Here is a 22,670-nt window from a genome sequence, read left to right as displayed (position 1 = left end):
TCATGCTGAAAACACTCTACACTCGGCTGGCCCTGGGGCTGTTTCTGCTGCTGCTTGCCATTGGCCTGCTATATACCTTTATCAGCCTCTATTCACTGCGTGAGTATAGCGCTTCGGTCAACCAGGCACTGCATCAGGATCTGGCCAAGAACCTGGTGTCAGACAGGAATCTGGTCAGCGACGGTGAGCTTGACCGTAGCGCTCTGGAAGAACTCTTCGCCCTGTACATGGCGATTAACCCCAGCATCGAGATCTACCTGCTAGACCTGGATGGCACCATTCTCTCCTATTCCGCGGATCCAGCGAGGATAAAACGCAACCAGGTCTCCCTGGACCCCATACGCAGGCTAATGGATGACATGAGCCTTTACCCACTACTCGGTGACGACCCCCGCAGCCACGACCGCCAGAAAGTCTTCTCCGTCACTCCGGTGCCCTCCGCAGATAACCCAGAAGGGTATCTTTATGTGGTGTTGCGGGGCGAAGAGTACGACGCTGCCGAAACCATGGCGCGTGGCGGCAAAGTGCTGGAGATGAGCGCCTGGGCACTGCTGGTTAGCCTGATAGTGGCAATGGTCGCAGGGCTGGCAATCTTCCATCTGCTGACCCGCCGCCTGAGGTCGTTGACGCGGCTAGTGGCTGACTTCAAGAACAATGATATGAGCCAGACCCCATCCAGCACTTGGCACAGCAATAGATGGCGCGACAAACGGCCCGTGGTACGTGACGAGATCGACTACCTGGGCGTCACCTTTGATGAAATGGCCCAGCGGATTGCCTGCCAGATAGAGCAACTGACAGATAAAGATGCTCAGCGCCGGCGTCTGGTCGCCCAGGTGTCCCATGATCTGCGCACGCCCCTGGCGTCGATGCAGGGCTATATCGAAAGCTTGAAACTACGGCGTGACCGTCTCAGCCCACAGGAGCAGGATCGCTTTCTCGACATCGCGCTCAAGGAAGGCCGGCGTTTGAGCCGTCTGGTGGATGAGCTCTTCGAACTTGCCGCACTCGAGGCAAGAGAGAAACAGCCGGTGCCGGAGCCCTTTCCGCTGGCCGAGCTGGTGCACGATGTGGTGCAGAAACACGGCCAGGCAGCGAGGGAAAACCGGCTGACGCTATGCCTAAGAGGCGATCCAGCGTTGCCAACCGCCTACGCCGACCTTGCCATGACCGAACGTGTGCTGGACAACCTGATCAGCAACGCCATTGCCTACAGCCCCGCTGGCGGCCATATAGACGTCGTGGTCGGCCAGGCGGACGGCGAACCGAAGGTCTGCGTGCGGGATAGCGGCCCTGGGATTTCGGAACAGGATCTGCCGCATATCTTCGATCCTTTCTATCGCGGCGAAGCCTCTGGTGGCGCTGGCCATGCCGGGCTAGGGCTGGCGATTGCCCGCAGAATCATGACACTGCAGGGTGGCGATATTCGCGTTGAGAACGCTGCGTCTGGCGGGGCCTCCTTCTGCATACGGCTACCGGCACACGCCCCCTCACGTCCGACGTTATGAATTCGTAATAACCTGGGGAGTTGGCTGTGATACATCTCATGCAAACTGACCTGAGTGGCTACCACGCATGCTTTCCACAGGCTTACCCTCACCAGGAGATGCCAGATGCTGATCAAGATTGCCAAACCCAGTGACTTGCACGAATCCGATGTCACGCCCGAGTCCATCTATCTGTCACGTCGCCGCTTTATGGGAGGTATGGTGGGCTTGGGCGCGGGGCTAGCCCTCTCCGGCAACGTGCACGCCAATGCCGACTACTCGGATGTTCCAGAAGGCAGCCCACCGGCATGGCTAAAGGAAAAAATCAGCGACACCCAGTGGCGGGCCATCACCCCAAGCGACCCTGAAAAAGACCGAATCGCTCCTTTTGATGACGCCAGTGGCTACAACAACTTTTTCGAGTTTGGCACAGACAAGCGCGATCCCGCCCGCCATGCAGGCAGCCTGCAAACCCAGCCCTGGAGTGTGGTGGTGGATGGTGAAGTCAATAACGGTGGGCGTTTTGCCCTGGAGGACGTCGCCAAGCCCGCGCAGTTTGAAGAACGCATCTACCGCCTGCGCTGCGTAGAAGCGTGGTCGATGGTGATCCCCTGGCTAGGCGTCCCCCTCGCCGAGGTGATCAAGCGCGCCGAGCCCACCAGCAAAGCCAAGTACGTGCGCTTTGAAACCCTGGTGGATCCTGAGCAAATGCGCGGTCAACGCTCCTCGTTCTCGATAATCGACTGGCCCTACGTGGAAGGCTTGCGCCTGGATGAAGCCATGCATCCACTGACACTGCTCGCGCTGGGCATGTATGGCCGGGAGTTGCCCAACCAGAACGGCGCCCCCTTGCGGCTGGTGGTGCCCTGGAAATATGGCTTCAAGAGCATCAAGTCGATTGTACGTATCTCGCTGGTGGAAGAGCAGCCACTCAACTCCTGGCAGCAAATCGCCGCCAATGAGTATGGCTTCTACGCCAACGTCAACCCCGAGGTCGATCACCCACGCTGGAGCCAGGCCACCGAGCGCCGCTTACCCAATACCCTGTTCAACACCAATACCATCGATACCCTGATGTTCAACGGCTACGCCGACGATGTCGCCGAGCTGTATGCTGGCATGGATCTAAGGAAGCACTACTGATGGCAGCCCAACGCTTTTGGCTACTGTGGCGCGTGGGCGTGTTCCTGGCGGCGCTAGCGCCACTGCTGTTGTGGAGTTGGCAGGTGGCGATCAACGCCGCTGGCCCCGAGCCGGGGAATTACCTGCTGCTGAATATCGGCATCGGTGGACTCTGGATGCTGCTTCTCACCCTGAGCCTTACGCCGTTGACCAAGCTCACCCGCTGGAAAGGCTTTGCGCTGATCCGCCGGCAACTGGGCCTGTGGACACTCGCCTATGCCACCTTGCACATGCTCTGCTACGCACTATTCATCCTGGGGCTTGATTGGGCCCTGCTCGGTAGCGAGCTGGTAAAACGGCCCTATATCATCGTTGGCATGATCGCGCTGATCGGCCTTGCTGTGCTCGGCGCCACCTCCAACCGCTGGGCAATGCGCCGTTTAGGCAAGCGCTGGAAGCCGCTGCACAAATTTTCCTACGCTATCTTGGGCCTGGTACTGCTGCACTTCTTCTGGGTAGTGCGCGCCGACATGCAAGAGTGGGCGATGTACGCCGCTATTGCCACGTTAGTAATGGCAACCCGCCTGCCGCCAGTGGCCCGCACGCTGCCTAAACTACGCGACCGATTGAGTCGTCTACTTAGGCGGCGCAGCGCAGAGACGTGCTAGCTGAGTGGTAGAAGCTTATACTCGCCGTAGATGCCATTGCATCGTCTTTTGCCTGTCGATCACTCAGGAGTTGTCGCATGCTGTCTCGCGTTGGGTTTCGCTCATTGTTCGCCGCCGCCGCTCTGGCCCTGGCCGGCTGCACCAGCCCCCACTATCTGCAGGTCGACCCGCAGATCACCGCCGATATCCCCCAGGCGGGTGGCGGCCAGGAGGTCACCGTCAACGTGGTCGATGAACGCCAATCCGAGGTACTCGGCACGCGCAGCGGCTCGGCAATGTCGGCAGCCGAGATCACCGTCAACTCCCACGACATCGTGCCCAAGCTGCAGGAGCAGGCCGAAGCCGCGGTACGCCGCATGGGCTTCAATCCGACCACCCAGCCCAGCGACGGGCGCCCCTCGCTGACCCTGACCCTGACGCGGCTCGACTACGCCCGCGGCGACGGCGTGCCGGTGCTCGGTGAAGCGGTGCTCGAGGCGGTGTTCCGCGCCGAGGCGGTCAACCAGCGCAACACCTATACCGGCACCTACACCTCGCGCCGCACCCAGAGCTACGCCGTGCGCCCGGACCAGGAGACCAACACGCGGATGGTCAACGACCTGCTCAGCGATGGCCTCAACCGCACCTTCCGCGACCCGGAGTTAGGCCAGCTTTTGGCCCGCTAAGCCAGGCTATGCCTGAAAACTGGCTGCGCTCGGCCATACGGCGTTAAAAATCGGCTCAAAGTACTCATTTACACCGCGTAAACTCTGCTTTGGACTCGCGACATCCTTGTCGCTCGCTCTTCGAGCAGCAAAGCTGTCCAAATCGTCAATCCTGACGATTTGTCGCCGATTTTTGCTTTGCGACCCACATGGATGTGGGGAGTGCGTTGGCCCGTCGGGAACGGGCCTAGCCCTGACCTTCACGCCGCCGACTTTTCAGACACAGCCTACAGCACCCTGCCCAGCACGCACTGAGCCCCGCCAATGGCGGGGCTCAGTGGTTTAGGCAGGCAGCCAGGCGCTCAGGCCATGGGGCCGCGCCGCTTGAGCGCCCAGACGCTCTCGCGAAAACCGTTCGCCTCGGGCTCGCCGTCGGCCAGGTGAGTCAGCTCGAAGTTGGGCTCGAACAGCACGCGCACCTCCTCGGCGGGAACGCTATATGGCGGCCCGGCATTGACGTCACCGCCGCGGGTCAGGCTGATCAGCAACCCCCTGGCGCCCGGCGGCAGCAGCTGAGCGAGGTGGAAGGCGTAGCGCTGGCGGGTCGCCTCGGGCAGCGCGATCAGTGCGGCGCGATCATAGAAGGCGCCAATCTCGGCGGCCTGCTTGATGTGGAAGTGGAAGAAGTCGCCGCCCCACAACTCGACGCTGCCCTGGCGGCAGATATCGAAGTCGCCGGCGCGGTAGCGCGATACCTCGCCGTCGCCCTCGGCCAGAAACTGCTCGATGGCATCAGTCGCCAGCTCGATACCCAGTACCGGGTGGCCCTGCTCGGCCAGCCAGCGCATGTCGAGGCTCTTGCCGCACAGCGGCACCAGCACCTTGGCCCCCGACGGCGCGCCGAGCGTCGGCCAGAAGCGCGCCAGCGCCGGATGCACCGCATCGCGATGAAAACCGATGCGCCCCTCACGCCAGCGCGACAACCACTCGTTCTCTTCACTCACCTGCATGCTCATGCGTCTCCGCTTAGAACCAGCGATCGCGCTTCTTGCGCCGCCGCGGCAGGTGCGGAACGATCAGCCCGACCAGCAGGCCGGCGCCGGCCACCCCACCGCCGTACATGAAGTAGCGCAGCAGCAGGTCTTCCTCCTGGGTATCCAGGCGCGCCTGGAGCCCACGCACCTGGCGCAGCGCCTCATCGGCCTCGCCGTCGAGCTCGCGGTTGCGAGCCTCGAGCTCGGCGATACGCTGCTGGCGCTGCTCGAGGGTCTCGGTCATGGTCGCCACGCGGGTCTCCCACTCCTCGTTGATCCCTTCGAGTTCGCTGCTCAGGCTGGCGACTTGAGCCTCCAGCTCGGGCACCCTGACGCCGGCACTCGGGGCATCCTGCAGCTCGTCGCTGAGGATCCACACCGCATCACCGTCGGCATCCTGAACCCGCGTGTAGCTACCGCTGGTCTCGAGCACCGTGACCGGCTCGCCGGCGGTAAGGGTGCCGACGATACGATAGCCGTCGGTCGGCCCACTCCTGACGAAGGTCGTCAGGCCGTCGGAAACCCAGGCCTGGTTGTCGTCTGCTTCCTGGGCCTGCGCCCCGAGGGCCATGGCCCCCAGCGTTACGCCCAGCATCAATGTTTTGAATGTACGCATATGTCTGCCGTGTTCGTGGCTCGAGTCGGGCGAGTCGCGCCCCTCCACGCTTGATGGCGCCGCCCGGGCATCCTGTCGCGGGCGGCGCGATGAGACCGCGTCCCATCCACAGCTTCTGTGGATAAGTCTTGGGAAAACCCCACTGCAAGTCAGTGTCGGCCAGCGAGATGCCTGGCACCCTCTCAGATCGTTTATTTTTTGATCAGCCATCGTCCCGCGGCGGCCAGCTCATCGGCCGCGGAAATTCCGTCACCTTGCCCTCGGCCTTGACCGCCTTGGGCGTGCCCTCGCGCTCGACTTCGTCGATGCGTACGATGGCATTGAGCGGAATATAGCTACGGCTGACGCCCTCGAAGATGCGCCGCAGCTTGTCGCTGGAGGGGTCCACCACCAGCTTGTTGGCGTCCTCGAAGACGAAGGCCTCGACCTCGATGAAGCCCCACAGGTCGCTCTGGAAGATCTCGCGAGCGTAGAGCTCCCAGATTTCGCCCTGATTATGGAATACCACCCGGTAAATTGGCTTGGCCGCCATACTGCCTCTGTATTCATACCGCTGAACGACGCCGTCATCGCCATGATGCCGGCCCCAAGGGGCGAAGAATATCACAGCCGCGGCCAATTCGAGCCCCTGCGACTGGCCCCGCTGGCAGGCTATCCGTATAATCGCCGGCATACGTCTGAAACGGCCTGCGGGCCGCCTTAGTGAATCCCCTGAACCGGTAACGGCTATGCCGGGCGCCTGGCGCCACGGCTCTATTCTTATGGCGAAGAAACTCTTCATCAAGACCCACGGCTGCCAGATGAACGAGTACGATTCGGCCCGCATGGCGGATCTGCTCGGCGAGTCCCACCAGCTCGAGCTCACCGATAATGAAGGTGAGGCGGACGTGATCCTGCTCAACACCTGCTCGATCCGTGAGAAGGCCCAGGAGAAGGTGTTCCACCAGCTGGGCCGCTGGAAGAAACTCAAGGAGGCCAATCCCGACCTGGTGATCGGCGTCGGCGGCTGCGTGGCCAGCCAGGAGGGCGAGGCGCTGCGCAAGCGTGCGCCCCACGTCGACATGGTGTTCGGTCCTCAGACCCTGCACCGGGTGCCGGCGATGCTCGATTCGCGTCGCGGCCTCGAGCAGATCTCGACGGTCGATGTCACCTTCCCCGAGATCGAGAAGTTCGACCACCTGCCCAAGCCCAGCGCCGACGGCGCCACCGCCTTTGTCTCGGTAATGGAGGGCTGCTCCAAGTACTGCACCTTCTGCGTGGTGCCCTACACCCGCGGCGAGGAGGTCTCGCGACCCTTCGAGGCGGTGATGGATGAGGTGATCCACCTTGCCGAACAGGGCGTGCGCGAGATCAACCTGCTGGGCCAGAACGTCAACGCCTACCGCGGCCAGAACCAGCTCGGCGACGAGATCGACCTGGCCGAACTGATCAGCTGCGTGGCGGCGGTGGACGGCATCGACCGCATCCGCTTCACCACCTCGCACCCGGTGGAGTTCTCCGACAGCCTGATCGAGGCCTACGCCGATATCCCCGAGCTGGTCAGCCATTTGCACCTGCCGGTACAGGCCGGCTCCGACCGCATCCTGGCGGCGATGAAGCGCGGCCATACGGTGGAGGAGTACGTCGAGAAGATGGAACGCATCCGCGAGCTGCGCCCCGATATCAGCTTTTCCTCGGACTTTATCATCGGCTTCCCCGGCGAGACCGAGGACGACTTCGAAGCGACCATGAACCTGATCCACCGCATCGGCTTCGATCACTCGTTCAGCTTCGTCTACTCGGCGCGCCCCGGCACGCCGGCAGCGAGCCTCCCCGACGACACCCCGGAGGCGGTCAAGAAGCAGCGCCTGGCGATCCTTCAGGAGCGTATCACCCAGCAGTCGATGCAGATCAGCCGACGCATGGTGGGCACTACCCAGCGCATCCTGGTCACCGGTTTCTCGCCCAAGGACCCCGGCCAGCTCTCGGGGCGCACCGAGAACAACCGGGTGGTCAACTTTCGCGCCGCCAATCCCACCGAGATGATCGGCCACTTCGTCGACGTCGAGATCTCCGAGGCGCTACCCAACTCGCTGCGCGGCGAACTCGCGTCACCGGCGCTATATTGACACCAGCCGCTATACTCAAGGCTGGACGCCAACTTGACCCATGACATTGCCCCGGGCCTGCCCGGGGCAGTAAGCTCGTCGAACCTACTTCGCAACGCACGGATCCCTTGCTCTTGAGCCAACAAAGTTCTCAGGCCAACCGCATCATCACACTGACTCTCGAACCCAACGACCCGCGTCGTCTGGCCAACTTGTGCGGCCAGCGCGACGAGCACCTCAAGCTGGTCGAAGAGCGCCTGGGTATCACCCTGCGCAACCGCGGCAACACCTTCCAGCTGGCCGGTCCCAGCCCCCGGGTCAAGGCGGCAGCCAACGTGGTCGAGCACCTCTACCGCGAGACCGAGGCCAGCGACCTGTCGCCGGATACCGTGCACCTGTTCCTTCAGGAGTCCGGCCTCGAGGCCCTCGAGGAGGAGGAAGGCGTGACCGAAGGCGAGGTGCTGCTGCGCACGCCGCGGGCGCTGATCAAGCCGCGCGGCTTCAACCAGCAGGGCTATGTGCAGAGCATCCGCGAGCACGACATCAACTTCGGCATCGGCCCGGCGGGCACCGGCAAGACCTACCTGGCGGTGGCCGCGGCGGTGGAGGCGCTCAATCAGCAGGAGGTGCGCCGCATCCTGCTGGTGCGCCCGGCGGTAGAAGCCGGCGAGAAGCTGGGTTTCCTGCCCGGCGACCTGGCCCAGAAGATCGATCCCTACCTGCGCCCGCTCTACGACGCGCTGTACGAGATGATCGGCTTCGAGCAGGTTGGCAAGCTGATCGAGCGCCAGATCATCGAGATCGCGCCGCTGGCCTATATGCGCGGCCGCACCCTCAACAACTCCTTCATCATTCTCGACGAGAGCCAGAACACCACCCGCGAGCAGATGAAGATGTTCCTGACCCGCATCGGCTTCGGCTCCACCGCGGTGATCACCGGCGACGTGACCCAGGTCGACCTGCCACGGGGCCAGAGCTCGGGGCTGATCCAGGTGCTCGACGTGCTCAAGGGCACCCCGGGCATCGGCGTGACCCATTTCGCCGCCAAGGACGTGGTGCGCCACCCGCTGGTGCAGCGCATCATCGAGGCCTACGACCTGTTCGAGGCCGAGCAGGAAGCCGCCGAGCGTCAGCGCAAGCAGGAACGCGACCAGGAGCGAGCCGCCGAGCGCCAGCGCCGGCTGGACCGCGACCTGCGCCAGGATCCGCCGTCGTGACCCCCACGCCTGCCGTGGAGCGTCAGGTCGCGCTGACCGAGGATGCGGCACTGCCCGACCAGGCCAGCCTCGAGCGCTGGGTCGGAGCGACCCTCGCCCACGCCGGCGAGCGTGACCGCGACGAGCTCAGCGTACGCTTCGTCGACGCCGGCGAAAGCCAGACCCTCAACCGCGACTACCGCGGCAAGGATGCGCCCACCAATGTGCTCTCCTTCGGCGTCGAGCTACCGCCGGGGGTAGACTTGCCGCTGCTTGGCGACCTGGTGATCTGCCACCCGGTGGTGGTTCGCGAGGCCGACGAGCAAGGCAAGCCGCTGGGCGACCACTACGCGCATATGGTGGTGCACGGCACCTTGCACCTGCTCGGCTTCGACCATATCGATGACGCCGAGGCCGAGCACATGGAACAGCTCGAGCGTGAGATCCTCGCCGCGCTGGGGATCGCCGATCCCTACCGCTGCGAGCTTGACGCCCCTTCCGCCGCACCAGAGGACGAGAGACCCGACGCATGAGTGAAGACCGATCGAGTAGCCAGAACAACAAATCCTGGCTCGAGAAGTTTTTCAGCGCCTTCTCATCCGACAGCGACGAGCCCAGCTCCCGCGACGAGCTGCTGGCCTTCCTGCGTGAGGCGGGCAGCCGGCTGCGCCTCGACCAGGATGCCCTGACCATCATCGAGGGCGCCCTGCAGATCAGCGACCAGCAGGTTCGCGAAGTGCTGATCCCGCGCTCCCAGGTCAACGTGATCGGCATCGAGCAGCCGCCGGAAGAGTATCTGCCGGTGATTCTCGAGACCGGCCACTCGCGCTACCCGGTGGTCGGCGAGAACCTCGACGAGGTCCACGGTATCCTGCTGGTCAAGGACCTGCTGCCGCTGCTCTCCCGAAGCCAGGACGAGCGCCGCCACTTCGCCCTCGACAGCGTGCTGCGCCCGGCCATGTTCGTGCCCGAGTCGAAGCGCCTCAACAGCCTGCTCAAGGAGTTCCGCGACACCCACAACCATATGGCGGTGGTGGTCGACGAGTACGGCGGTACCGCGGGTATCGTCACCATCGAGGATATCCTCGAGCAGATCGTCGGTGACATCGAGGACGAGCATGACACCGACGAGGAAGACGATATTCGCGAACTGGGCGAGGGGCGCTATGCGATTCGCGCCCTGACCCCGATCGAGGATTTCAACGAGCGCTTCGAGACACGCTTCTCCGACGAGGAGTTCGATACCGTCGGCGGGCTGGTGATGCAGCGCTTCGGCCATCTGCCCAGGCGCGGTGAGCACGCCGAACTGGGCGGCTGGCGCTTCACCGTACTCAACGCCGACAATCGCCGCATCCGCCTGCTGCAAGCCGAGTATGACGGCGAGCCGGGCAGCGGCAACGAGGACGACGGCTAGTTACCCTGTAAGGATACGATGATCCCATGTCTACCACGCCTGCACTCCCCCCCAGCCGTAACCAACGTGCCCTGGGCTATGCCATCGCACTGATCGCCGGCCTGCTCACCACCCTCACCGCCTCGCCGTTCGAGCTGTGGTGGCTGGGTCCGGTGGCGGTGGCGCTGATGTATCTCGGCATCCACACGCTCACCCCCGGCCAGGCGGCGCTCAAGGGCTGGTGGTACGGCGTCGGGCTGTTCGGCAGCGGCGCCTCCTGGGTCTACGTCTCGATACACGACTACGGCTACACCGGCATGCCGCTGGCGCTGTTTCTCACCGCGCTGTTCGTCACCGCCATGGCGCTGTTCTTCGCCGTGTGGCTGTGGCTCTACGCCCGGCTGTGCGGACCGCGCCTGGCGGCGCTGAGCTTCGCCGGGGCCTGGGTGCTGGGCGAGGTGCTGCGCACCTACGCCTTTACCGGCTTCCCGTGGCTGCTGCTGGGTAGTGCCCACGTCGACTCGCCGCTGGCCGCCTGGGCGCCGCTGGGCGGCGTCTACCTGCTGTCGTTGATCACCGCGCTCTCCGGCACCCTGCTGGTGGAGCTGCTGCAACGCCGCTGGCTGGCGGCGGCGCCCATCCTGCTGATGTGGTTGGCGCCGCTGCTGCTGCCGGCGCAGTGGACCAGCCCCGCCGGCGAACCGCGCCGGGTCGCCCTGCTGCAGGGCAATCTGCCCCAGGAGATCAAGTGGACGCCGGAGGGCCAGCGGGTCGCGGCCAATACCTACAGCAACCTGACCCGCGAGCAGGATGACGATATCGATCTGATCGTCTGGCCCGAGGCGGCGCTGCCGATGTTCGAGGACGAAGCGCGTCCCATGCTGGAGCGTGTCCAGGCCAACCTGGCCCCGCACACCGCGCTGCTCACCGGCATCCTGCAGCGCGACGGCGACGGGCTGTTCTACAACGCCGTGATCGGCGTGGGCGATACCGAGGGCGAGTACCGCAAGGAGCACCTGGTGCCGTTCGGCGAGTATCTGCCGTTCGATAACCTGCTGCGCGGCGCCATCGCCTTCTTCGACCTGCCGATGCCGGCCATGACCCCCGGCCCGGCCCGCCAGGCGCCGATGAAGGCCGCCGGCCTGACCATCGGCAATGCGATCTGCTACGAGATCATCTACCCCAACCTGGTCGCCCAGCGCGCCCGCCATGCCGATGTGCTGCTGACGGTCTCCAACGACACCTGGTTCGGCGCCTCGATCGGCCCCCACCAGCATATGCAGATGGCACGGCTACGAGCGCTGGAAAACGGCCGCTACGTAGCCCGTGCCACCAGCAACGGCGTGACCGCGTTCATCGACCCGCGGGGCCAGGTGACCGCGCAGCTGCCGCAGTTCGAGACCGCCAGCCTGACCGGCGAGGTCACGCCGATGCAGGGCCTGACGCCCTTCACCCGCAGCGGCAGCTGGCCGGCCTGGCTGCTGGCGACACTGCTGATGGCGGCGGGACTGCGGCTAGGACGCAAGCCTCAAGCCTAGCCCGGAGCTTAGAGTGGCTCACCAAGCATGAAAAACCCCGCCGTGGCGGGGTTTTTCATGGCTTACGACACCGGGCTTAGGTTTGCGTCGAAGCCGGGATTTCCCCTAGCACCTCGGGGATCGTCATACGCACATAGCGTCCCGGTGCCGGTTCCAGCAAGGCCAGTTCGCCTTCGCCGGGCACCCGCGCCGGCACCAGCTTCTTGGGGTCGGCATCGGCGTAGCAGTTGTCGGTCATCCAGGCTTGCCAGTGCGGCCACCACGAGCCTTCGTTGAAGGTTGCGCCCTCCAGCCATTCGTCGGGACTCTCGGGCAGCGCGTCGTTGGTCCAGTAGCCATACTTGTTCTTGGCCGGTGGATTGACGATCCCGGCGATATGGCCCGAGCCGCCGAGCACGAAGGTAACCGGTCCCTTGGGCAGCTGGGTGCCGCCGTAGGTGCTATTCCACTTGGCGATGTGGTCCTCCTTGGCGGAGACGAAGTAGCTCGGCGCAGAGATCTTGCGCAGGTCGATCTTGACCCCGTCGAGCTCGATGCCGCCGGGCTCGACCAGGCGATTCTCCAGGTACATATGGCGCAGGTACCAGGCGTGGGTACCGGCCGGCAGGTTGGTGCCGTCGGTGTTCCAGTACAACAGGTCGAAGGCCGCCGGCTGCTCGCCCTTGAGATAGTTGCTGATATAGAACGACCAGAACAGATCGTTCTCACGCAGCAGGTTGAACGAGAACGCCATTACTCGGCCGTCGAGGTAGCCGTCGGCCTCGAGCTGCCGCTCCAGCCCTTGAAGCACCGGCTCGCTGAGGAAGACGCCGATCTCGCCGGGGTCGCTGAAGTCCTGCAGGGTGGCCATGTAGGTCACCGACTTGATCTTGCGCCCGCGCCGGGTGCTGGTCAGGTAGGCCACGGTGGAGGCCGCCAGGGTGCCGCCGACGCAGTAGCTGAGCAGGTTGACCGACTTCTCGCCGCAGGCCTGCTCGATGGCGCCCATGGCGTCGATGGGGCCCATCTGCATGTAGTCGGCCCAGGTCAGGTCGCGCTGCTCGGGGCCGGGGTTGCGCCATGAGATGAGGAACACGCTGTGGCCCTGGTCGACCAGCCACTTGACCAGCGAGTTGTCCTCGCGCAGGTCGAGGATGTAGTACTTGTTGATCCACGGCGGCACGATCAGCAGCGGCGTCTTGAACACCTTCTCGGTGGTCGGGTGGTACTGAATCAGCTGGATCAGCTCGTTCTCGTAGATCACCTCACCGGGAGTGACGGCGACGTTCTCGCCGATCTTGAACGCCGAGCGGTCGGTCATGGTGACGTTGATGCCTTCGGCGGAGTTGGCGAGGTCCTCGCGCAGCCGCGCCATGCCGTCGATCAGGTTCTGGCCCTTGGTCTCCAGGGTGCGGCGCATCACTTCGGGGTTGGTGGTGACGAAGTTCGCCGGCGACATGGCACTGACGCACTGGCGGGCATAGAACGCCAGGCTGCGCTGCTTATCCTCGGGCAGGCCGTCGAGGTTCGCTATCAGCTCTTCGACCATCCGCGAGAACAGCAGGTACTGCTGCAGAATCGCCTGGTAGAACGGCTCCTCCTGCCAGGCGGGATCCTTGAAACGCCGGTCGTGCGGTGCCGGCTCCACCAGCGGCGGCGGGGACTGACCGGCCAGCGTCTGCATGCCGTGCTGCCACAGCTGCCACTGCTCCTGCATCAGCCGCCACTGGGCGGCTTGCATCGCCTGTGGGTCGCTGGCCAGGGCTTCGAGACCGGCAGTCAGGCTGTCACGCATGTCGTTGTAGACGGACTGGCCCGCCTCGCTGGGCTCTATCCGTGCGACGAGATCCCCCAGCATCTGCTGGTACTGCTGACCGATGGCGGTAAGCTGCTCACGCCACGCCTCGATGTCCGCCTGCTGATATCCTGGCTGCATTGCACACTCCGACTAGGCTAACCGATGACCGAAAACACCATCGCCCGCCTCACCCGCTGAACGGGTAAGGCGGGCGCAATAGAGAGACAGCTCAGGAGCTTTTCTTGCTGGCCTGGCTGCTGGCCTTGGCCGGGGTCGAGGCTGCTTTGGTGGCTTCCTCGGCCTGGGCCGCGGCCTTCTCGGCAGCTTCGCCGAACAGCTGCTCCATCTCGCTCTTGAACTGCATGGAGAGCTCGGTCATGGCGCGGGCGTCCTCGAGCATCTGTCGCGACAGCTCGTTCATGATCTCGGCCTGGCGGGTGCCGAAGTCACGCATGTCCTCGGCGTCCTTGATCTCGCCGGCGTCACGCAGTCGCTCGGTGCCCAACTGGCTATAGCGCTTCATCGACTCCAGCTGGTACTGGGTCATCTTTTCCATGTTGTCGAGCATCAGCGAGTTGAGTTTGCGCATCGGCTCGAAAAAACCACGGGTCTGCTCGTTGAAGGCGGTGAACATCTTGTCTTGCATGGCGATTTCCTCCTGGATAATCGGCATAGGGGATCAAGCAATTTGCTGCAGTGCACAAAGCGTAGTTCGTCCCCGTCCGGGTTGCAATACGCCAATGGCCACTTGCTTGACCGGGATCAAGCTCGCTGCGTCGCGCTCACTTGCGCTTGGCACGCGAATTCGCCGAGGCCTTGCCGCGCGGCGACGGCTCGTCGCCCTCCTCGGCCGGAGCCTCCTGCGTTTTGCGCCCACTGCTGCCAGCCTGGCGCAGCATATCCAGCATCATCTGCTGGTAGCTGCCAAAGCTGGCCAGGCTCTGGGCCATGCTGTCCTTCATGAACGGTTGCTGCATGCCCTCCTTGAAGAACGGCTGCTGCAGAAACGGCTGCATCAGGCTCATCGGGTCGTAGCCCTCCACGCCCGCCTCCATCTGCTGCTGGATGCGGGCCATCAGGTCGTTCTGAAAGGCCTCGACGTCCGGCAGCCCCATGGCCTGGCGGAACTCCTGGGGGGTGAGATCGAACTCGACGTTGATTTTCATAGCTAGCATGACTCGACTGGCGGACTTGCCACCAGTCTAGCAGTCTTGGGGAAAAGACCTGCACCGCGGCACCAACGCTTGCCGGTGCCGCGGTGGGTTCAAGGTGGGTTCAACTCAGGCGGGGGGTATCGACGCGCACATCGAGGTTCTGGGCACGGTGGCGCAGCAGGTGGTCGATCAGCGTCAGCGCCATCATCGCCTCGGCGATGGGCGTGGCGCGGATCCCCACGCAGGGGTCGTGGCGGCCCTTGGTGACCACCTCCACCGGGTTGCCGTGGATGTCGATGGAGCGCCCCGGTGTGGTGATGCTGGAGGTCGGCTTGAGCGCCAGGTGGGCGATCAGCGGCTGGCCCGAGGAGATGCCACCGAGCACGCCACCGGCGTGGTTGGAGAGAAAGCCCTCGGGGGTCATCTCGTCGCGGTGCTCGCTGCCGCGCTGGGCCACGCAGGCGAAGCCGGCACCGATCTCGACGCCCTTGACCGCGTTGATGCTCATCAGGCCGTGGGCCAGATCGGCATCGAGGCGGTCGAAGACCGGCTCGCCGAGGCCCGGCGGCAGGCCCTCGGCGACCACCGAGATTTTCGCCCCCACCGAGTCCTGGTCGCGGCGCAGCTGGTCCATGTAGGCCTCGAGCTCCGGCACCTTGTCGGGGTCGGGGCAGAAGAAGGCGTTCTCGCCCACCGCCTGCCACTCTTTGAACGCGATCTCGATGGGGCCGAGCTGGCTCATGTAGCCGCGCACCTGGATGCCCATGGTGGCCAGGTACTTCTTGGCGATGGCACCGGCGGCGACGCGCATGGCGGTTTCGCGGGCACTGGAGCGCCCGCCGCCGCGATAGTCGCGCACGCCGTACTTGTGATGGTAGGTGTAGTCGGCGTGGGCCGGGCGGAACTGGTCCTTGATCTTGGAGTAGTCCTTGGAGCGCTGGTCGGTATTCTCGATCAGCAGGCCGATCGAGGTGCCGGTGGTGACGCCCTCGAACACCCCGGAGAGGATGCGCACCTGGTCGGGCTCGCGGCGCTGGGTGGTATGCCGCGAGGTGCCTGGCCGGCGTCGGTCGAGATCGCCCTGCAGGTCGGCTTCGCTGAGCGCGAGCCCCGGCGGGCAGCCGTCGACGATGGCACCCAGCGCCGGGCCGTGGCTTTCGCCGAAGGTGGTGACGGTGAACAGCTTGCCGAAGGTGTTGCCGGACATGGGCGTTCCTCGCAGGTGGAGTCAGGGATCAGGCGAAGGCCGAGGCGTAGGCGTCGAGTTCGTCGGCGGTGAGCACGAATACGCCCTGGCCGCCACGCTCGAACTCCAGCCACAGGAACGGCACCTTGGGGAAGGCCGCCTCGAGGTGGCGGTCGGAATTGCCGACCTCGACGATCAACACGCCATCGTCGCTAAGATGCGCCCGGGCGTCGCGCAGGATGCGGCGCACGATGTCCAGGCCGTCGTCGCCGGCGCCCAACGCCAGCGCCGGCTCGTGCTGGAACTCGGCGGGCATGGTGGCCAGGTCGCGGGCATCGACATAGGGCGGATTGGCGACGATCAGGTCGTAGCGCTGGCCGGCCACGCCAGCGAACACGTCGGAGTGCACCGCACGTACTCGGGCACCGACATCGTGACGACTGATATTGGCCTTGGCCACCTCCAGCGCCGCGACGCTGATCTCGGCCAGGTCGACCTCGCAGGTCGGCAGGGTCAGTGCGGTGGCGATGCCGATGCAGCCCGAACCGCTGCACAGGTCGAGCACCCGCGCCGGTGGCTGGCCGGGGAACCAGGCGGCGAAACCGTCTTCGATCAGCTCGGCGATCGGCGAGCGCGGGATCAGCACCCGTTCGTCGACGTGGAAGGGGTAGCCGGCATAGAAGCACTCGCCGAGCAGGTAGGGCAGCGGCCGGCGGGTCTCGATGCGCCCCCGGGTCAAGGCCACGATACGCGCGCGCTCCATGGGCAGCAGCCGCGCCTCGAGCACCGCCGGGTCGACGTCCCAGGGCAGGTGCAGCGCGCCCAGGGTCAGCGCCACGGCTTCATCCCACGGCGAGGCAGTGCCGTGGCCGTAGAACAGGCCGTGGGCATGAAACTCGCTGGTCGCCCAGCGCAGACAGTCGCGCAGGGTGATGAGGCCCTCGGCAAGCTCGGCGTCGGCGAGCGTCAGGGTCGATACGGCTGCTGGAGAAGAGTCGGCCACGCGGCATCCTGTCAGTTGGCTGGTGCAGGTCAGGGTGCATGATTGTACCCGCAGCGCGCCACGGTTCACAGTCACTCGCCAGCCGGTATACTGGCGCTGAATCGTGCCGCGGCCAGCCCCGGTACGCGATGCCGCACGCCACGAGAGAGATTGCATGAGCCGACGCCCGGATCCACCGGATGACGACGAGATCAACCTGTTCCGTCAGGCCCTCAGCGAGGCCGGCGTGCGTCGCCTGGACAGCAATCGCGCCGACCCCGGCAAACCCGCCCAGCGGCGCCGTGCGGCGGCACTCGCCGAACGCCGCGCAGCCGCCACCGCGGCGGACACTCAGCAGACCAGCAGCCGCACCAGCGACGGCCGGGTCGAGCCGGTGCGGCCCTCGGAGTTTCTCGACTTTGCGGTGGCCGACCTGCCCTACCGCACCCATGCCCAGCTCAAGCGCGGCGGCATCAGCTGGGAAGCGGGCCTCGACCTGCATGGCTATAGCGTCGACGAGGCGCGCGGCGAGCTCGAGAGCTTCCTTGCCGAGGCGCGTAGCCGACGCATGCGCTGCGTACTGATCGTCCATGGCAAGTCCCGCGCCAGCGTACACACCGGCGCCAGCGACTTCCCGGTGATCAAGAGCCACGTCAATGCCTGGCTGCGCGAGTGGCCGAGCGTGCTGGCGTTCTGCTCGGCCCGCGAGCTGGACGGCGGCACCGGCGCGGTGTATGTGCTGCTACGCCGGCGCGGCGAGGCGATGTGACTCACTCAACGCCGGGAGTGGCCTGGCGTGGGGTCTGCGGCGGCTCGACGATGGTCGCCTCGGCCTCGTAGCCCTTGGCGCGATGACGGCCTTCGTAGCGATCCAGCGCCTGCACGGCGAGATGCCGACCAAGCTGGATCAGCGCCTCGGCGCGGTGGAACTCGTAGGCACCGCACACCGACTTGGGTACCTCGATCAGCACGTCCGGTGGGTAGCCGGCGATCTTGTAGCGGGCCAGCGCCGCCTGGGTGATATCGAAGGATTCGAGCATCATGTCGAGCTTGCTCCAGGCGCGCCGCGTAGCCATCTGCTCGCTATCGACGTCGTCGGCATCGTCATCGCTGCGGCTGGCGAACATGCGCTGGGCCTGGTCGCGCACCCCGGCCATCCAGGCGCTGAAGCCACGCCCCTCGGCTTCCCGCGCCTCTTCGCGGGCCTGCTCCTCGGCCGCTTCATCGGCGGGTAGCAGCGCTTCCAGCGACACCGGATAGGGGCTCTGGGCGGTGACATTGACCGCCAGCACCATGTCGGCGTGGGCGGAAAGCGTGGGCATGATCGGCAGAGGGTTGAGCAGGCCGCCATCGACCAGCACCTGACCGCCGATATGCACCGGGGTGATAATGCCGGGCACGGCGATCGAGGCACGGATCGCCTGCAGCAGCGGACCGCTCTGGAACCACACCTCGCGCTGGCGAATCAGATCGGTGGCCACGGTGGTCACCGGGATCGCCAGGTCCTCGATCTGGGTCTCGCCGATCAGGCTCTCGAGCTTGCTCATCACCTTGCTGGCACGCATCGCGCCCATCGGGCTCCAGGTTACGTCGACCAGCTTGAGCACATCGAAGTAGTCCAGCGCGCAAACCCATTCACGGTAGCCGTCGAGTTGGCCTGCGGCGTGAATGCCGCCTACCAGCGCACCCATCGAGCAGCCCGAGATGGCGATGATCCGGTAGCCGCGTGCCGCGAGTTCGTCGATCACGCCGATATGCGCGTAGCCCCGTGCTCCGCCGCTGCCCAGTACCAGCGCCACGCACTTTCCGGCCTGCGTCTTGTTGCTGCTCATATGGCCTCCTTCCCCATCATGCCAACGCGGTCTGCTCCTGATACCAGGCGATGATCGCCTCGGCCACCGCCGCCACCGTGCGCGGGTCGAGATGCAGATGGTGCCCGCCCGGCAGCACGCGGCGATGCAGCTGTGCGACAGCGGCCCGCGCCCGCTCGATCCCCTCGCGGCTGGGCAGCACGCCGGTCTCGCCCTCGACCAGCATCACCGGCGCCTGGATGGCGGCCAGATTGGCCAGCACCTGCTGCGGCGTGAAACGCACCAGCGAGGGGCGCATCAAGCGTGGGTCGGTGCGCAGCTGAACCCCGCCATCGGCCAGCGGCGCGGCGTTGCGCGTTACCAGCGGGCGCACGGTATCGGCGTCCAGCGGCATCACGCCGCCCTTGCCGCGTGCCGCCACGGCACTCTCGATATCAGCATAGCGCGGCGGTGCAGAAAGGCGACGGCGGTGCCCCAGAATACCCTTGCGCAGCTGCTCCGGCATCTGCTCGGCGGGGGTCGAGAGCGTGCCCAGGCTGTCGATCAGCATCAGCCGTTCGACGCGCTCGGGAAAAGCCGCCGCCAGCAGGCAGCTGACCCCGGCGCCCATCGAGTGGGCCAGCAGCGTGGCCGGTTTGAGGTCGAGTTCCTCCAGGGCATCCAAGGCGTCGTGCAGGTAATCCCAGATCGCGTAGTCGACACCCTCGGGGTGCGGCCGCGACTGGCCGTGGCCGGCAAAATCGATGGCCACGATGCGCACCCCGAGAGCCTCCACCAGCAGCGGCGCCAGGCGCGTGAAGGTGGCGGCATTGTCCAGCCAGCCGTGCAGCCCCAGCCAAGTGGGCGCGTCGGCATCGCCCCAGCTGAGGCCAGCCAGGCGGCCGTCAGCCAGGGTCAGGGGGGTAGGCTCAGCCATCGGCGGACTCCAGCAGCGAATCGATGGTGGCGAGCAGCACGCGCCGCGCCTCGCGGGGCTGCTCCATGGGAAACATGTGCCCGCCTGGGGCGGTCTCGACGCGCACGCCGTAGCGCCTCAGGCGCCGCCGCCGGGCCGGGGTCAGCAAGTCGGACTGGTCGCCGGCGATCAGCGCCAGCGGTACCTCGAGCCGCCCCGGCAGGCCGTGGAGATGATCCGGCAGGTGGCGAAAGATCTCGACCTCGATGGCCGGGTCGAACACCAGTTGGGCGGCGCCGTCCTCGAGCAGCCGTGTGCCGCCCTCGACGTAGTCGTTGAGCGCCTCGTCGGTGAAGCGCTTGAACAGCCCACGGCTGCGCAGGTAGTGGGCCATGGCGTCGCGGTTCGACCAGCGTGCACGCCGGCCCTGGCTCTTGCCCGCCGGCGTCACCCGGTCGACCATGCCGACGCGCTTGGCGACCTTCATCGCCAGGGCATCGAGCCCCAGCATCAGCGGCGGGTCGAGCACCACCACGCAGCGAAAGCGCTGCGGCGCCTGCTCGGCGGCCATGGCCATCAACACACCGCCCATGGAGTGGCCGACGCCGATCACCGGTGTCTCGTGGTGGGCCAGTTGCTCGAGCAGCTCGTCGCGCAGCGCCAGCCAGTTATTGCCCACCGGGTAGTCGGGATGATGCGCCAGGCGATCCAGCGGATGCAGGTCGAAGCGCTCGCCCAGCGGCGCCAGGAAGCTGCGGTAGCTGCCACCGGTGAAGCCGTTGGCATGAGCAAATACCAGGCGGTCGCGGGAGGGCGCGGGTCGTGAGTGAGACATATGCGGGTCCTGAGCGTAGGCGTCACGGCCGTCGATAGCCATAGCAGGCTAACGAGCTTACCATTGACGCTTACGCTAATACTTTTTTCGATGCGTTAAAACATTTGTTTCAATCTTGCCAGCGGCCAGCAGGGAGCTCAGCGTGCCTACCCCCCGTGACACTCGTCTACGTAATCGCCTGTTTTTCGCCACCGTGGTTGCCGCGATTATCGTCGGCCTATGGCTAGCCCGCTAAGGCCCCTACCAGGATGAACCTCCTCGACGTCTTTCTCGCTACCCTAAACGTCAGCCTGCCGGTGTTCGCCATGGTGCTGGTGGGCCTGGTGCTCAAGCGCATCGGCTGGATCGACCAGGCCTTCATCGCCACCGCCTCGGCGCTGGTGTTCAAGGCCACCATGCCGACGCTGCTGTTTCTGAGCATCATCCAGGCTGACCTGGAGACGGCCTTTCAGCCCGACCTGATCGCCTACTTCCTGGGTATCACCCTAATCAGCTTCATGCTTGCCTGGGGTTGGGCAGTACTGCGCTATCCACATATCGACCGCGGCATCTTCGTCCAGGGCGCCTTTCGCAGCAACTGCGGCGTGGTCGGGCTGGCCTTGGCGGCCAGCATGTACGGCGGCTATGGCCTGTCGCTGGGCGGCATCCTGGCCGGCAGTGTGATCGTGCTCTACAACGTGCTGTCGGCCGTCATTCTCTCGCTCTACAGTCCTACGGCGCGCTCGGACATTTCCACTCTGCTGGCCGACATCATCCGCAATCCGCTGATCCTCAGCGTCCTGGCAGCGCTGCCGGTCGCGTCTCTCGGCCTCAGCTTGCCAGAGTGGCTGCTGACCTCTGGCGAGTACTTCGGCTCGCTATCGTTGCCATTGGCGCTGATCTGCATCGGCGGCACCCTCAGCGTCCGCTCTGTACGCAGCGGCAGCTGGTTGGTTACCAGCGCCTGCCTGTGGAAACTGTTGTGGGTGCCCTTGCTGGGCACCCTGGGGGCCATCCTGCTCGGCTACCGCGGCCAGGCCCTCGGCGTGCTGTTCCTGTTTTTCGCCAGTCCCACCGCCGCGGTGGCCTTCGTGATGGCCAAGGCCGCCGGCGCCAACGAGCGCCTGACCGCCGACATGATCGTGCTCTCGACCATGGCATCGATGCTGACCGTGAGCCTGGGGATTTTCGTGCTGCAGTGGTTGGAGTTGATCTAAACGTCGGCCCCCACAAAAAAGCGGCCCGCAGGCCGCTATAAAGGTCTCACTTGCTTGCCACATACCGGGCGGCATCGCCCGGATCCTTTACCGTTTCTTTCATCACGCCTCGCGCTTGCCATCCACCAGCCGCGACACGCCCAACGGGTTGCCGTCCTTGAGCGCCTCGGGCAGCAGGCCTTGCGGCAGCGCCTGGTAACACACCGGGCGCAGGAAGCGCTGGATGGCGGCACTGCCCACCGAGGTGGTGCGGCTATCCGAGGTCGCCGGGTAGGGGCCGCCGTGGACCATGGCGTGGCATACCTCGACCCCGGTGGGCCAGCCGTTGGCGAGTATCCGCCCGGCCTTGCGCTCGAGGACCGGCAGCAGCGCCTTGGCCGCGTCCAGGTCGCCGTCGTCCATCTGCAGGGTGACGGTAAGCTGGCCTTCCAGCCCCTTGGCCACGCGCTGCATCTCGGCCAGGTCGGCGCACTCGATCACCAGCGAGGTGGCGCCGAAGACTTCGGCCTGCAGCGCCTCATCGGCGAGGAAGTCCGCCGCACTGGCGACGAACAGGCCGGTCTGGCACTGGTGCGGGCCGTCACCGCTCTGGCCGCGGGCGATCTCGCGGACCTTGGGATGGCTTGCCAGGGCACCCAGGCCGTCGGCATAGGCGCCGTGGATGCCGGGGGTGAGCATGGTCTGGGCAGCGCTGGCGGTGACCGCCTCGCCGGCTGCCTTGACGAAGGCGTCCAGTGCCTCGCCCTTGACGCCCAGCACCAGGCCGGGGTTGGTGCAGAACTGGCCGGCGCCCATGTTCAAGGACCCCACGAAGCCTTCGGCGATCTTGTCAGCGCGGGCCTTGAGCGCTTCCGGCAGCAGGAACACCGGGTTGATCGAGCTCATCTCGGCGTAGACCGGGATCGGCTGCGAGCGGGCCTGGGCGGTCTTCATCAGGGCGGTACCGCCGCTGCGCGAGCCGGTGAAACCCACCGCCTGGATGCGTGGGTCGCTGACCAGCGCCTGGCCGATCTCGTTGCCGGCACCGAACAGCAGCGAGAAGGTGCCCT

23 protein-coding genes are annotated in these 22,670 nt (G+C 65.5%); 11 read left to right on the top strand and 12 right to left on the bottom strand.

Going from position 1 to position 22,670, the window contains the following annotated elements:
• Positions 1–2 precede the first annotated feature (2 nt).
• The 4 genes from CK498_RS15740 (at position 3) to CK498_RS15725 (ending at position 3,942) form a co-directional block, all read left to right on the top strand.
• A complete protein-coding gene (locus CK498_RS15740) occupies positions 3–1,508 on the top strand; it encodes a HAMP domain-containing sensor histidine kinase (RefSeq protein ID WP_095621811.1) in 1,506 nt (501 codons plus the stop codon).
• Between the two features lie 105 nt (positions 1,509–1,613).
• On the top strand, positions 1,614–2,630 hold the full coding sequence (gene msrP, locus CK498_RS15735) for a protein-methionine-sulfoxide reductase catalytic subunit MsrP (protein ID WP_095621810.1): 1,017 nt from the start codon (positions 1,614–1,616) through the stop codon (positions 2,628–2,630).
• Positions 2,630–3,277: a protein-methionine-sulfoxide reductase heme-binding subunit MsrQ gene (gene msrQ, locus CK498_RS15730; RefSeq protein WP_095621809.1), complete on the top strand. Its 648-nt coding sequence runs from the start codon at positions 2,630–2,632 to the stop codon at positions 3,275–3,277. Before msrP ends, msrQ begins: the two co-directional genes overlap by 1 nt.
• 77 nt (positions 3,278–3,354) lie before the next feature.
• The gene (locus tag CK498_RS15725) at positions 3,355–3,942 is read left to right on the top strand and encodes a YajG family lipoprotein (protein WP_095621808.1); all 588 of its coding nucleotides are present in this window, start codon (positions 3,355–3,357) and stop codon (positions 3,940–3,942) included.
• Positions 3,943–4,283: 341 nt separating this feature from the next.
• Here CK498_RS15725 and CK498_RS15720 read toward each other — a convergent pair whose 3' ends face one another.
• The 3 genes from CK498_RS15720 to CK498_RS15710 all read right to left on the bottom strand — a co-directional run bounded on the left by CK498_RS15720 (position 4,284) and on the right by CK498_RS15710 (position 6,103).
• Entirely contained in the window at positions 4,284–4,937 is a 654-nt protein-coding gene (locus tag CK498_RS15720) for a thiopurine S-methyltransferase (protein WP_229359107.1), read from the bottom strand.
• Between the two features lie 10 nt (positions 4,938–4,947).
• Positions 4,948–5,571, bottom strand: a complete 624-nt coding sequence (locus CK498_RS15715; protein WP_095621807.1) for a TIGR04211 family SH3 domain-containing protein — start codon at positions 5,569–5,571, stop codon at positions 4,948–4,950.
• A gap of 202 nt (positions 5,572–5,773) precedes the next feature.
• Positions 5,774–6,103 carry a DUF1820 family protein gene (locus CK498_RS15710; RefSeq protein ID WP_095621806.1) on the bottom strand — a complete coding sequence of 110 codons (330 nt, stop codon included), beginning with the start codon at positions 6,101–6,103 and terminating at the stop codon, positions 5,774–5,776.
• A 229-nt stretch (positions 6,104–6,332) separates the two neighbouring features.
• On the opposite strand from CK498_RS15710, the gene miaB reads away from it, so the two are divergent.
• The 5 genes from miaB (at position 6,333) to lnt (ending at position 11,785) form a co-directional block, all read left to right on the top strand.
• Positions 6,333–7,679, top strand: coding sequence for a tRNA (N6-isopentenyl adenosine(37)-C2)-methylthiotransferase MiaB (gene miaB, locus CK498_RS15705; RefSeq protein ID WP_095622210.1), 1,347 nt, complete (start codon positions 6,333–6,335; stop codon positions 7,677–7,679).
• A 113-nt stretch (positions 7,680–7,792) separates the two neighbouring features.
• Positions 7,793–8,875 carry a PhoH family protein gene (locus tag CK498_RS15700; RefSeq protein WP_095621805.1) on the top strand — a complete coding sequence of 361 codons (1,083 nt, stop codon included), beginning with the start codon at positions 7,793–7,795 and terminating at the stop codon, positions 8,873–8,875.
• Complete coding sequence (ybeY, locus tag CK498_RS15695; RefSeq protein WP_095621804.1) at positions 8,872–9,387, top strand: rRNA maturation RNase YbeY; 516 nt, start codon at positions 8,872–8,874, stop codon at positions 9,385–9,387. Before CK498_RS15700 ends, ybeY begins: the two co-directional genes overlap by 4 nt.
• Positions 9,384–10,268: an HlyC/CorC family transporter gene (locus CK498_RS15690; protein ID WP_095621803.1), complete on the top strand. Its 885-nt coding sequence runs from the start codon at positions 9,384–9,386 to the stop codon at positions 10,266–10,268. The genes ybeY and CK498_RS15690 overlap by 4 nt, the downstream gene beginning before the upstream one ends.
• A gap of 26 nt (positions 10,269–10,294) precedes the next feature.
• A complete protein-coding gene (gene lnt / locus CK498_RS15685) occupies positions 10,295–11,785 on the top strand; it encodes an apolipoprotein N-acyltransferase (RefSeq protein WP_095621802.1) in 1,491 nt (496 codons plus the stop codon).
• Between the two features lie 76 nt (positions 11,786–11,861).
• Here the strand turns inward: lnt and phaC are convergent, their stop codons facing one another.
• From phaC to prmB, 5 genes are all read right to left on the bottom strand, one after another.
• The gene (gene phaC, locus CK498_RS15680) at positions 11,862–13,700 is read right to left on the bottom strand and encodes a class I poly(R)-hydroxyalkanoic acid synthase (RefSeq protein ID WP_095621801.1); all 1,839 of its coding nucleotides are present in this window, start codon (positions 13,698–13,700) and stop codon (positions 11,862–11,864) included.
• Positions 13,701–13,791: 91 nt separating this feature from the next.
• Entirely contained in the window at positions 13,792–14,208 is a 417-nt protein-coding gene (locus CK498_RS15675) for a phasin family protein (RefSeq protein ID WP_095622209.1), read from the bottom strand.
• A gap of 136 nt (positions 14,209–14,344) precedes the next feature.
• Positions 14,345–14,728, bottom strand: a complete 384-nt coding sequence (locus CK498_RS15670; protein ID WP_095621800.1) for a hypothetical protein — start codon at positions 14,726–14,728, stop codon at positions 14,345–14,347.
• Positions 14,729–14,837: 109 nt separating this feature from the next.
• Positions 14,838–15,923: a chorismate synthase gene (aroC, locus tag CK498_RS15665; protein WP_095621799.1), complete on the bottom strand. Its 1,086-nt coding sequence runs from the start codon at positions 15,921–15,923 to the stop codon at positions 14,838–14,840.
• Between the two features lie 28 nt (positions 15,924–15,951).
• Positions 15,952–16,905, bottom strand: a complete 954-nt coding sequence (gene prmB / locus CK498_RS15660) for a 50S ribosomal protein L3 N(5)-glutamine methyltransferase (RefSeq protein WP_229359106.1) — start codon at positions 16,903–16,905, stop codon at positions 15,952–15,954.
• A 154-nt stretch (positions 16,906–17,059) separates the two neighbouring features.
• Between prmB and CK498_RS15655 the strand changes: the two genes are divergently transcribed.
• Positions 17,060–17,653, top strand: coding sequence for a Smr/MutS family protein (locus tag CK498_RS15655; RefSeq protein WP_095621797.1), 594 nt, complete (start codon positions 17,060–17,062; stop codon positions 17,651–17,653).
• Position 17,654: 1 nt separating this feature from the next.
• Here the strand turns inward: CK498_RS15655 and CK498_RS15650 are convergent, their stop codons facing one another.
• The 3 genes from CK498_RS15650 to CK498_RS15640 are packed head-to-tail and all read right to left on the bottom strand — an operon-like array spanning position 17,655 to position 20,425.
• Positions 17,655–18,716 carry a patatin-like phospholipase family protein gene (locus tag CK498_RS15650; protein ID WP_095621796.1) on the bottom strand — a complete coding sequence of 354 codons (1,062 nt, stop codon included), beginning with the start codon at positions 18,714–18,716 and terminating at the stop codon, positions 17,655–17,657.
• A 16-nt stretch (positions 18,717–18,732) separates the two neighbouring features.
• The gene (locus CK498_RS15645) at positions 18,733–19,611 is read right to left on the bottom strand and encodes an alpha/beta fold hydrolase (protein ID WP_095621795.1); all 879 of its coding nucleotides are present in this window, start codon (positions 19,609–19,611) and stop codon (positions 18,733–18,735) included.
• Entirely contained in the window at positions 19,604–20,425 is an 822-nt protein-coding gene (locus CK498_RS15640) for an alpha/beta fold hydrolase (RefSeq protein WP_095621794.1), read from the bottom strand. Before CK498_RS15640 ends, CK498_RS15645 begins: the two co-directional genes overlap by 8 nt.
• 248 nt (positions 20,426–20,673) lie before the next feature.
• Between CK498_RS15640 and CK498_RS15635 the strand changes: the two genes are divergently transcribed.
• On the top strand, positions 20,674–21,621 hold the full coding sequence (locus tag CK498_RS15635) for an AEC family transporter (RefSeq protein WP_095621793.1): 948 nt from the start codon (positions 20,674–20,676) through the stop codon (positions 21,619–21,621).
• A 102-nt stretch (positions 21,622–21,723) separates the two neighbouring features.
• On the opposite strand, the gene CK498_RS15630 is transcribed toward CK498_RS15635, so the two are convergent.
• On the bottom strand, positions 21,724–22,670 hold a 947-nt coding region (locus CK498_RS15630; RefSeq protein WP_141246962.1), incomplete at its 5' end, for an aldehyde dehydrogenase family protein.

Origin of the sequence: Halomonas salipaludis (genome assembly GCF_002286975.1) — a bacterium.
GTDB lineage: Bacteria > Pseudomonadota > Gammaproteobacteria > Pseudomonadales > Halomonadaceae > Franzmannia > Franzmannia salipaludis.
The sequence above is the reverse complement of the archived record's forward strand: the minus strand, read 5'-3'. Positions and strand labels throughout refer to the sequence as shown.

Coding starts and splice junctions, on each gene's coding strand:
- CK498_RS15635 (WP_095621793.1), top strand. CDS start 20,674: ATGAACCTCCTCGACGTCTTTCTCGCTACCCTAAACGTCAGCCTGCCG.
- CK498_RS15670 (WP_095621800.1), bottom strand. CDS start 14,728: ATGAAAATCAACGTCGAGTTCGATCTCACCCCCCAGGAGTTCCGCCAG.
- CK498_RS15675 (WP_095622209.1), bottom strand. CDS start 14,208: ATGCAAGACAAGATGTTCACCGCCTTCAACGAGCAGACCCGTGGTTTT.
- CK498_RS15725 (WP_095621808.1), top strand. CDS start 3,355: ATGCTGTCTCGCGTTGGGTTTCGCTCATTGTTCGCCGCCGCCGCTCTG.
- CK498_RS15690 (WP_095621803.1), top strand. CDS start 9,384: ATGAGTGAAGACCGATCGAGTAGCCAGAACAACAAATCCTGGCTCGAG.
- miaB (WP_095622210.1), top strand. CDS start 6,333: ATGGCGAAGAAACTCTTCATCAAGACCCACGGCTGCCAGATGAACGAG.
- lnt (WP_095621802.1), top strand. CDS start 10,295: ATGTCTACCACGCCTGCACTCCCCCCCAGCCGTAACCAACGTGCCCTG.
- CK498_RS15710 (WP_095621806.1), bottom strand. CDS start 6,103: ATGGCGGCCAAGCCAATTTACCGGGTGGTATTCCATAATCAGGGCGAA.
- aroC (WP_095621799.1), bottom strand. CDS start 15,923: ATGTCCGGCAACACCTTCGGCAAGCTGTTCACCGTCACCACCTTCGGC.
- CK498_RS15645 (WP_095621795.1), bottom strand. CDS start 19,611: ATGGCTGAGCCTACCCCCCTGACCCTGGCTGACGGCCGCCTGGCTGGC.
- CK498_RS15650 (WP_095621796.1), bottom strand. CDS start 18,716: ATGAGCAGCAACAAGACGCAGGCCGGAAAGTGCGTGGCGCTGGTACTG.
- msrP (WP_095621810.1), top strand. CDS start 1,614: ATGCTGATCAAGATTGCCAAACCCAGTGACTTGCACGAATCCGATGTC.
- CK498_RS15715 (WP_095621807.1), bottom strand. CDS start 5,571: ATGCGTACATTCAAAACATTGATGCTGGGCGTAACGCTGGGGGCCATG.
- CK498_RS15740 (WP_095621811.1), top strand. CDS start 3: ATGCTGAAAACACTCTACACTCGGCTGGCCCTGGGGCTGTTTCTGCTG.
- CK498_RS15655 (WP_095621797.1), top strand. CDS start 17,060: ATGAGCCGACGCCCGGATCCACCGGATGACGACGAGATCAACCTGTTC.
- msrQ (WP_095621809.1), top strand. CDS start 2,630: ATGGCAGCCCAACGCTTTTGGCTACTGTGGCGCGTGGGCGTGTTCCTG.
- phaC (WP_095621801.1), bottom strand. CDS start 13,700: ATGCAGCCAGGATATCAGCAGGCGGACATCGAGGCGTGGCGTGAGCAG.
- CK498_RS15720 (WP_229359107.1), bottom strand. CDS start 4,937: ATGAGCATGCAGGTGAGTGAAGAGAACGAGTGGTTGTCGCGCTGGCGT.
- CK498_RS15640 (WP_095621794.1), bottom strand. CDS start 20,425: ATGTCTCACTCACGACCCGCGCCCTCCCGCGACCGCCTGGTATTTGCT.